9 protein-coding genes and 2 pseudogenes are annotated in these 9,011 nt (G+C 49.9%); 7 read left to right on the top strand and 4 right to left on the bottom strand.

Features of this window, described 5'->3' with window-relative positions:
* Both AXFE_RS16445 and AXFE_RS19625 read left to right on the top strand, forming a co-directional pair.
* Positions 1–391, top strand: a pseudogene (locus AXFE_RS16445) (hypothetical protein); the annotation flags it as partial.
* A 246-nt stretch (positions 392–637) separates the two neighbouring features.
* Positions 638–874 carry a hypothetical protein gene (locus tag AXFE_RS19625; protein ID WP_152626178.1) on the top strand — a complete coding sequence of 79 codons (237 nt, stop codon included), beginning with the start codon at positions 638–640 and terminating at the stop codon, positions 872–874.
* A gap of 463 nt (positions 875–1,337) precedes the next feature.
* Here AXFE_RS19625 and AXFE_RS16440 read toward each other — a convergent pair whose 3' ends face one another.
* Positions 1,338–2,540: an IS4 family transposase gene (locus AXFE_RS16440; protein WP_052607018.1), complete on the bottom strand. Its 1,203-nt coding sequence runs from the start codon at positions 2,538–2,540 to the stop codon at positions 1,338–1,340.
* 607 nt (positions 2,541–3,147) lie between these two features.
* Here AXFE_RS16440 and AXFE_RS16435 point away from each other — a divergent pair.
* The 5 genes from AXFE_RS16435 (at position 3,148) to AXFE_RS16410 (ending at position 6,411) form a co-directional block, all read left to right on the top strand.
* Positions 3,148–3,768, top strand: a complete 621-nt coding sequence (locus AXFE_RS16435; RefSeq protein ID WP_052607017.1) for a hypothetical protein — start codon at positions 3,148–3,150, stop codon at positions 3,766–3,768.
* Positions 3,753–4,688, top strand: a complete 936-nt coding sequence (locus AXFE_RS16430) for a hypothetical protein (RefSeq protein WP_052607016.1) — start codon at positions 3,753–3,755, stop codon at positions 4,686–4,688. The genes AXFE_RS16435 and AXFE_RS16430 overlap by 16 nt, the downstream gene beginning before the upstream one ends.
* Positions 4,689–5,339: 651 nt before the next feature.
* Entirely contained in the window at positions 5,340–5,597 is a 258-nt protein-coding gene (locus AXFE_RS16420) for a hypothetical protein (protein WP_052607014.1), read from the top strand.
* Between the two features lie 45 nt (positions 5,598–5,642).
* Entirely contained in the window at positions 5,643–5,996 is a 354-nt protein-coding gene (locus AXFE_RS16415; RefSeq protein WP_200891330.1) for an AbrB/MazE/SpoVT family DNA-binding domain-containing protein, read from the top strand.
* A 4-nt stretch (positions 5,997–6,000) separates the two neighbouring features.
* Entirely contained in the window at positions 6,001–6,411 is a 411-nt protein-coding gene (locus AXFE_RS16410) for a type II toxin-antitoxin system VapC family toxin (protein WP_200891329.1), read from the top strand.
* 285 nt (positions 6,412–6,696) lie between these two features.
* Here AXFE_RS16410 and AXFE_RS16405 read toward each other — a convergent pair whose 3' ends face one another.
* From AXFE_RS16405 to AXFE_RS19620, 3 genes and pseudogenes are all read right to left on the bottom strand, one after another.
* Positions 6,697–6,990 (bottom strand): PIN domain-containing protein, encoded by a 294-nt coding sequence (locus AXFE_RS16405; RefSeq protein ID WP_200891328.1) that lies wholly within the window; start codon positions 6,988–6,990, stop codon positions 6,697–6,699.
* 102 nt (positions 6,991–7,092) lie between these two features.
* Positions 7,093–7,341, bottom strand: coding sequence for a type II toxin-antitoxin system Phd/YefM family antitoxin (locus AXFE_RS16400; RefSeq protein ID WP_052607011.1), 249 nt, complete (start codon positions 7,339–7,341; stop codon positions 7,093–7,095).
* 858 nt (positions 7,342–8,199) lie between these two features.
* A pseudogene (locus tag AXFE_RS19620) lies at positions 8,200–9,011 on the bottom strand (IS1595-like element ISAxf1 family transposase); the annotation flags it as partial.

The raw sequence follows: 9,011 nt of genomic DNA, 5'->3' as shown, positions 1-9,011 counted from the left end.
AGCAGCAGTTGGTAAAACAGGTGACATTCTTGGAATAGTGACTCGTGAAGGCAACGCCAATACCGCTCGTGGTGCCGGGGAGTTTGTAACTCAGGTAATCAACAATGCCAGAGCCGCTGGAGCAACTGGTGAAATAACCATGCGTTTTGACTCTGGGTTCTTCTCAAGAGCCGTTAGAGACACAGCCAGCCAAGGCAATGTTCGCATTTGCATTACAACACGGATGTCAAAACGATTGAAGCAGGTTATTGCAGCCATACCAGAAGAAACATGGACTTCAATTCCTTATTGGCTTGAAGGTGGAGCTGATGTAGCAGAAGTTGAATACAGGGAAATACAGGGAAATATCGCGCATTTGCAAGAGATAGACAAGACGTTCGTCTTATCGTAGGAAGAACAAAGCCTACTCCAGGGTCTCAGCTGGCACTATTTAGAGACTATGACTATCACGCATTTATTACCGATCGACAAGGCGAAACGCTTTTCCTTGAGGCTGATCACCGAGCACATGCCCAGATCGAACTAGTCATCAAGGATCTCAAAGGAGTTCTAGGTGGAATCATGTTCCATCCAGATACAAGAACGCTAATGCCGTTTGGTTGGCTCTGGTCTAATTAGCTCTGGTCTGGTTAGTAATTTGTGCAACTGCACAACCTGGCACGGTGCAACTGCACACAACCTGGCACGAATAGGTGCTATTACAGAAACTGTAATAACCACACCAAAGCTTCGACGGTGTTACTTTCAGATCGCAGGACATATCACTCGTTCAGCTAGAAAAGTAATACTGCATCTTGAAGAACACTGGCACTATAAGGATAAGTTCTTAGAGGCTCTTGATCGGATCAGAAAGTTTGAGATCGCCATCACCTGAACATCTGGTTACCTAACACACTGAGTATTACTTGAAACAACTGCTCTAGAAGACAAGGGATTAGGTCACTATACCCAAAATGAGATTTCAGAATCTCAAAAATGACCAAACAGGCTCAACCACAAAGGTAATAGGTCTTATTTGGCTCTCTGAAACCAGTTACGAGCCATAGACCCTCCGTCAAACCTAAATCAGTTCCGAAAAACCGACTCAGAGTCACACCGAAGGGCTCAAGCTGGTCCATTTCTATGGATTCAGGCTCAGTTCAATACCGTTCAGTTGAGCACCAGCACACATATCTGCGGCGGATGCTCAGGTTGAGGGCCAATGGTGGTGATTAAGGCGCTTGGCTGTCCACTTGAGGACCTTACGTTTGACCACTCGAGGGTTCGAGCGCAATCGACGAGGCGGATTGAGGCGCTTCGCGAGGGTGTTCATGGCAAAGAGCCAGATCAGTTCGGATTCAGCTGTTCCTACTGGGGGGAAAATCACCCTTTGCGACAGAGTGCCGGGCGATACGTAGTGTAGCGACAAAGGAGATTCGATCTGGGTCACGTCCTGAATGCGCTGCTGTGTCAGCCATGAGGACTCTGATGGCGTAGTGACAACACAGGTGTCCCCAGATCTCTTGGTAGATGAGTTCTGGAGACTTGGAACGCAAGACCTCTCTCGCTCCTCGTTGGTGGGTCTTTAATTCGTCAAAGGTGGTCTCTATCTCCCAGCGTTCTGAATAGAGCTGGGCCAACTCCTTAGCCGGAGCGATGACGGGATCCAACAAGGTGGTGATGAGCCGATAGCGATCATCACCATTTATGGTGTAGTCGATAACGCGTACCTTATGGGGATCTCTCCCGCCACGACCCGTCCCAGAGGTAGGCCGAATGGAGGCGATCCAGGAGCCATCGGCCAGCGTCTGTTCATGGTGCGGGGACAGGGTGGACTTGACTCGAAAGGCCAGATCAGCCCCGGTACCGCTAGCTTGCTCCCACAGGTTGAACCCATAGAGGCCACGATCAGCCAACACGAGCATCCCGGGACGAAGACGGCCCATGAGTTCTCGAGTGAGTTCAACCTCAGAGCTGGTACAGGGGCCGATGACGGCATCGACGATTGCATGGGTTCCACACTCGGCTAGAGCCACCAGGCGTGCCTGAGGGAAGGCAGAGCGGTCCCCTCGACTCGAGGGAGGGCGACCAAAGTGAGCCTCATTGGCCTCGGTATCGGCAATATCTAAACACGTGCCGTCGATCGCCATCACGCGCCTATCGGCGAACCAGGATCCGGGAGTATCTGGGGTGGCCAAGGGGCGCACCACCTTGGTGAAGAGATGACGTAGTGGCTCTGCTCCTAGACGGAGCCGAGCCTGGAAAAGAGCTGATTTCGAGGGAGGCTTCAACGACTCAGTCCACCCCTTGGACCATGACAGGCCATCGGAGAGCTGGGAGAAGACGTCCTCATAGGATCCCTCTGAATACATCGCCATGCCGATGGCAAAGTAGACCATCACCCGGGCGGGAAGAACTCGGTTTCGGATCTCCCTCCGGCCAGCATCCTCGATCGCTTCATCGATAACATCTGGAGGGAACACCCTCGCAAGCAGGCCAATTGAGACGAGATCGGACAATCGCCGATCAGTTGCGGGCTTTACCCAACCAGAACGTGGCATAGATACACATTACCACAAAGGAATCCTTAACTGAACGGTATTGAGGCTAAGACTGGTTACCATCACCAACATGTAGCTCCCGCCGCCCTTCCCCGAACTCAAGCTCCCTAATCATCAGCCGGTCTCATCTCGTTGAACTCATCAAGTCAATCGGGAAAACGGTCTAGTCCTCCCATAGACGAGCAGCTATCCTCTCGGCCTCCTCAGTCTCAATAGGCCAAGAGACTGCCTTACCAAGCGCTAATACAAGGTGAGGGTGAAACTCTTTGCCTAATATCTATTCCACCACGTGGCCACTCCTTGATCACAACACCCATCTCAATCAGATCAGCAATTCCAAAGAGTACCTTGGTACTCGGCAATATTTGGATTGTCGATCACGAACCCAGTATCTAGAACCCTTAATCACACCAAATCATCTGCCAGCCCAGCTACCACTTTCTGTTCCGAACTAGCATTCCCGTGAGCATTCTGGCAAACCCCTAAACAGATAATACGCTTTCGGAAATATCTCCAAATTTCGTACACTCGTCGCCACGATGTGTAAAGATTTGCATGTGAACCACATGATAACCCAGGTAAGCAGGACTACTGAAAAGGGGGAATTATGAAGGTGTGGAAAATCGTTCAGAAGGGGGCGGTCTTAGCCGTTAGTATTGGAATATTTAGCCTAGGAACCGGGGTGGGGTTAGGTAGTACCAGTAACGTTAGCGCAACTTTGAAACCTTCGTTCGAGCCAATGGGCGCTAATGGTATAGTAAATTCAACCCTGGTAGGCAAGGAGCAAGCTCTAAGTAGCACAAATTATTTGCAAACATCGGAGCTCACTGCAAAGGTCGGAACCACAAACCCTCAAATAATTATCCAACCTCATACTGACTGTCAGCTGACACCAGCCTACTTTCACAACAGTAGTCATCGTCCAGGTACCATAGGAATTCAGTGGACGGTCGGCTGCGGTGGCGCGGTCCAGAGCTCTATTTCTATAAACACTTATCTGTACTTGAGGTATTGCAACTTTTTTTACTGTGTTTATGAGCTGTTGGACGCAAGATCTTATACCAAAACCAATATGAGCGAGGTAAGTCTCGGTGCGTATGGTGCCTGTGTGACTGGTCGTACTGACTCCTACTACAGCACAGCTACTGCGACTTACGTTGGTGATGGAGTTACGGTGACCCTAAATAATTCTTCAGGGCCGACGGATGTGACATGCCAACCAAGGTAATCCAAGTTCGCGGTATGACTGATCGCCAGCGGCTGTTGTCTAGCCGTATCTGGTATCTTCATCTCGACCCAGCAACAGATCAAGAACTATTCGCAAGGCAAAGAGTTCTGGTTCAGGACGCCTCAGGGACGTCTGTGTTGGCAGGCAGATTGGAGTTTCGTGCAGAAGTAGGGCTGGTCGTTGTATGTGGATCCGATATTTTAGGCAGAGTCTCTAAGTGTAATGAGGGTCGGTGGTTGAACCAGGTCCTAGAAGACGGTGCAATCCCCCTCGAACTAGAAATCGATGATCGCAGAGGACTGCGAGCAGCTCTGCGAGCACCGAGGATTTGGCCTATCGCTCGCTATTTCGAAGCTCCTCAGCTGGCAGAGTCAAAGGAGGCCACCTTTTCTGCCTTCGTGGATGAGTTGATTCCGTTAGAATCAATTCCCTCCCCTTACGAGGAAATAGCAAGAGGAAGCTGGGGTCTCATCTATCAGGTTCTCAGCGAGTATGACGACTGGGAGCGGGAACACGTTGGAACACTTCCTCAGGAGATGGAAAAAGAGGTCAACTTTGACACGGTGCCAGGCTGGAGGGAGGCGGCGCAAGAGTTGCTTTACGAACCGCTCCTTTCCTTTGGACCCCTGCTACTTGATGCGTTCTATAAGGCGGTCCTCTACGAGCAAGATGATCCCTCAGTTGTTTCTTTACCGTCCTATGGAGATCTTCTTGATCGACCCGGGGGATATTCGTTGATAGCACGCGTGCGCTATCCCACAAGTGCGCCTGATTCCGTCCTTTTCTATGAGGTACTCGGAGTCCTAGAAGATCTTTTGCACCTCAGTCGTGGGCCGTGTGGTAGGTACTGGATCGCAGACTTTATCATTCCCCTTGAAGAGACAATCGACGGCCTTGGAGCTAAGTACGTACGACGATGACTCCTCCCTAGATCTAAGTAAAGTTGGTCATCGAAGTCAATCTGTGGCTTTGTTGCACTCGCATAGTCATCGCCACTGCTCAGCACACTGGTAAGCAGATCCCTAAGGGGTCTATCTGCGACCTTGAGAAGGCAATGAATGACAGAACCTATCAAGGTGATGGTGTCCATCGTGCTCACCGCGTCATAGAGGAGTGTGGAATCAAGTACCCGCTTGTGGCTGATGAGCCGTCAAATCGGACGGTCTGATCGCGTGTCATCGCTTGATTCCATGTCGGCGCCGTGGCAGGCTCGAGTCAGATCCAGCGTATCGCCCAGTACTTCTTGTGCCTGCTCGAAGTTCGCATCGAGACTCGTCACCAGATCGGAAATCCGTGCGAGTTGATCAGCGATCCGGTCCTGTTCGCTCTTTAGGCAGATCGAGCGGGATTGCTCCTTCTCGCTCGACCAGTGCAGACAATGTAGAGAGATTCGGTGCCTCATCTGTTACGTGCTGTTGTGATCATTAGCCCGAGACCCGCAGGTCCCGCAAAAGATATTTCCTCGCAGGTAGTGGTTGTTGGTTCGCTCCGGCGGTGTTGTGAGCACTGAGTAGGTCCTGGACCTGCTGCCAGGTCTGTGGATTAAAAGGGGTTCATGGAGTCCGGGGTAGGTGGACGCGCCGGTAACTGATCTCTCCTTTGTAATACGAATTCGGAGCAATTTACGGAGGCCGGTGATTGCCAACGCCTTGGACGGCCACTTGGGTAACGAGTCGGAACAAGCCGAGTTCGTTGCGACCATTTTGCGAGCCCCGTCACAGGCAGCCATTATCGTCTTGGTCTCTATTAGTAAGTTGCATGCCAACAAGCTTGTATCCAAAGCTGCCCGCACATCCTCGTTCATACGTGAGAGCGCCCAACCAAACTAACGCTGAGAAAAACTTGGCCCATCGGTTTACGGCGAGGACAATAGGGTGTCGATTATAGTTTCGAGCAGTCAGGTTCAGGGAGCCGACAATTCCATCCACGTCTGTTCGTCAAAGAATTTATTGTCGACTAACGCTCTTATACCATTCATCTGGTATATTCATGGTATGAAAACAACCATTGATAAGGCAGGTCGTCTGGTCGTGCCGAAGGCACTACGGGACCGGCTAGGACTTCATTCCGGCGAAGTCGAGATAACGGCCGATGGCGCGTCACTGCGCATCCAGCCGGTTTTCGACGACTCGCTCATTGAGAAAGACGGTCGTCTTGTCATTCCCGCTTCCAATTCCACCATCACTGATGAGTTTGTCCGGGAGTTGAGGGATGCCGATCAAAAGTAGTGGAGTGGACATTCTTGCGGACACGAGTGTGGCAGTTGCCGTCGTTGTCGAGGATCACGATCACCACTTGGCCACTCTGAACGCCATTGGCAACCGCAGCGTGGGTCTAGCGGGTCATGCCGCATTCGAGACATTCTCGGTCCTGACGCGTCTGCCCCCACCTGCTCGCCGATCACCGGAAGCCGTACTTCGGCTGATGAGCGCGAATTTCCCATCAATCAAGTACCTGACAACGTCGGCCGCCGAAGCGCTTTTGCCAAAATTCGCGAGCCTCGGAATCGCCGGTGGATCGGTGTATGACGCGCTCGTTGGAGCCGCAGCAGCGGAGAGTGCTCTGGTCCTTCTCACCCGTGATGCACGAGCCATACCCATCTACAGGGCGCTCCAAGTCGACATCGAAGTGATTCGAGATTAGTTGCGAATACATTCGTATACTCCGGAAAGTCCCAGTCGGATCGAACGGGACTGTTCACTGACTATGACATAACTTGCGACCACTGATTTTGGAATCTTGCGACCACGCAATCTTGAATCTAGACAAGCCGCATTCTCTAATCAAAAGCATCGTTTGCATAGTAGGCACCTTATGGGTGCTAAAGGGGGAAATGGATAGTTATGACAGTTCTTAAGAAAACGCGGCCGCAAGTAATTTACGCTGAAATCCGCCCGACAAAATTTGCCCGCGCGAACCGTACGACGATTAGATGGCCACAACTCGAATCAATTCTTCGAGCCCAATGAAGTCGCTCGGGTTGCGCGTATAAAGTTCAAGGCCGTTGGCGTAAGCGATTGCCGCAATAAATAGATCCACAATGCGCGATCGGTGCGTACGACCGGCACTTGAAACGGCTGCAACAATCTGGCCAAAGCGTCGCACGGCAGCTGCATCGAATCGTATTGGCTCTAAGATTGCTTCGGTCTGCTGCAGGCGCACCTGACGAATTAATTGTTCGGTAACGGTGAATGCCAGAATTGGGTCGGCGACCAATTCCACAAGTATGATAGCGCTGACCGAGATCTCCTCAGAAAGGGCTCTTTAGACCAAAGGATCATCTCAATCGATGACTACCAAAGTATCAAGTAGCTCCGTGGTCATCTATAGATCCTGATTGACAAGGTTGTCAAGGTCGGCCCGAAAGAGCCTCGCATCGAAATTGGGCCTGGTATTGATGAAACTTGCGATGCTGGATTTTGGCACCACGGTAGGGCGTAGCGTGCGAAGAGGAAGCAACTTGGCTGCTGGGATTCCATTACGGGTCACAACGAAACTCTCGCCAGCCACTACTTCATCGATCACCTTGGCGCTGTTATTGCGTAGTTCACATTGAGCGATGATCTTTGTCATGAGACAAGTGTGACCTATCGTGCGACATATTGCTACAATTCGGGCCACTGCGTTTACTCGTGATCGCCAACCATGCGGTTCAAGTGGGCGAATTTACTCACCGACTAGCGCGGAGTCCTCTATTTGGAAATCCTTCAGGTTCTTATTATGTCCCTCAAGGTCCGGCGCCGGCTTGGGTTCAACCGGTGAGCGCAACGATCGGTTGACACTTCTCGTGCGACATTAAAAATCGAACGAGGGATACTAGATGACTACTCACATCACTATCCTCCAACGCGATCTTGTTCAAAGATTACGATATCAGGAGAAAGTATCAGAGCGTAATTCCAAATGATCAGTGCAAATGAAATTGGGTGCTCTCACTCCGTATCGATGTAATGTTGCGTGGACAAGGTCGTGATTGGAAAACCTGATATCTGGATACCTCGCAAAGATACCCTGTGTACTAATGAGGCTGAGAATATCTCACATGGAATACCTCGCGGTGATCCAATCAGTCAGATAGCCAGTCCTTAGGTAGGTCCCCTTGAACCGTGACAAGAGAGATAAAGGCTAACGGTGGACGTGATTCATTCATTCATCCCACATGGCCGCATCCATGCATTTTTCGTATTTGATGACGGATCAAACTTCTGATCGATATACTAGAGAAATGGCTCAATCAAATCGATACCATATCGACGTAGCCAAGCTAGAAAGCATCAAAGCAGTCACTGACCAAATTCAGCTGCTGGATAAAAACCTCGGTGGCATGGATATGATGCAATTTTCCGTCTTTAACAATGCATATTTGATTGTGACATCAATAATCCAGGACGCAATAAAAGATGATTACTTTATAAATCCGAAGCATACTTATCAAGTTTCGTAAGCAAGAGCCATTTTGGAATCAGATTCGCGGAGTAGCGGATGTGGAGACGCAAACACACATGTATTGAGAAGTCGCTCTACCAAGGACATTTCAAAGTGCCTTCGGTTGAATCGGTATGCGAATTCCTCGAGGTAAAGTTGCTTATGTTCCTCACGTCCGTGGTATGTTCCGTCGATAAATTTCTTGCAGTTCCCTATCAGGATGTTGAGCCATTTGAATGTTACATGTGCTTGTTCGTCTTTGGATAGAGTGATCGAATGCGCTAGTCCAAGGTCTCGAGCACATACCCCGTAACTTGGGTTACCATCACTTATCAGCTTGGTATCGGAATCTAAACGTCTCACAAAAACATCTTTGAATGATTTAGCAGTGGTATCTTTGATTACTTCCATGAAGCAATGAGTAGGAGCACCATTGCTAATCGACACTCCAATTAGGACATTGGTTTGTTTTGTTCCCTTTCCTCTTTAGCCTTCGCCATGGCTCTCACTACCTAAAAAGAACTCATCTACCTGGACGTTTCCTCCAAGTTTATATAAACCATTTCGGTCAGCCATTGCTTTTCGTAGCTTATTTAGCATCAACCAGCCAGTCGAATAAGATACTTGAACGAATTTAGCAATGGTAGTAGCCGAAAGACCACGCTTGTCGTTGGACAATAGATAGATAGCGGAGAACCACTTGGATAAAGAGATATGGCTTCGATGAAAGATAGTCCCGGAGGTAACGCTAGTTTGACGGTGACAAGATTTACATTGAAAAAGTGGAAGCTCGAGATGCTGCATTTCTTCGATGGTTT

The organism is Acidithrix ferrooxidans, from assembly GCF_000949295.1.
GTDB classification, from domain to species: Bacteria; Actinomycetota; Acidimicrobiia; order Acidimicrobiales; family Acidimicrobiaceae; genus Acidithrix; species Acidithrix ferrooxidans.
Note: the sequence above shows the minus strand (reverse complement) of the source record. Positions and strands in the feature narration are given on the sequence as shown.

Coding starts and splice junctions, on each gene's coding strand:
- AXFE_RS16440 (WP_052607018.1), bottom strand. CDS start 2,540: ATGCCACGTTCTGGTTGGGTAAAGCCCGCAACTGATCGGCGATTGTCC.
- AXFE_RS16435 (WP_052607017.1), top strand. CDS start 3,148: ATGAAGGTGTGGAAAATCGTTCAGAAGGGGGCGGTCTTAGCCGTTAGT.
- AXFE_RS16430 (WP_052607016.1), top strand. CDS start 3,753: ATGCCAACCAAGGTAATCCAAGTTCGCGGTATGACTGATCGCCAGCGG.
- AXFE_RS16400 (WP_052607011.1), bottom strand. CDS start 7,341: ATGACAAAGATCATCGCTCAATGTGAACTACGCAATAACAGCGCCAAG.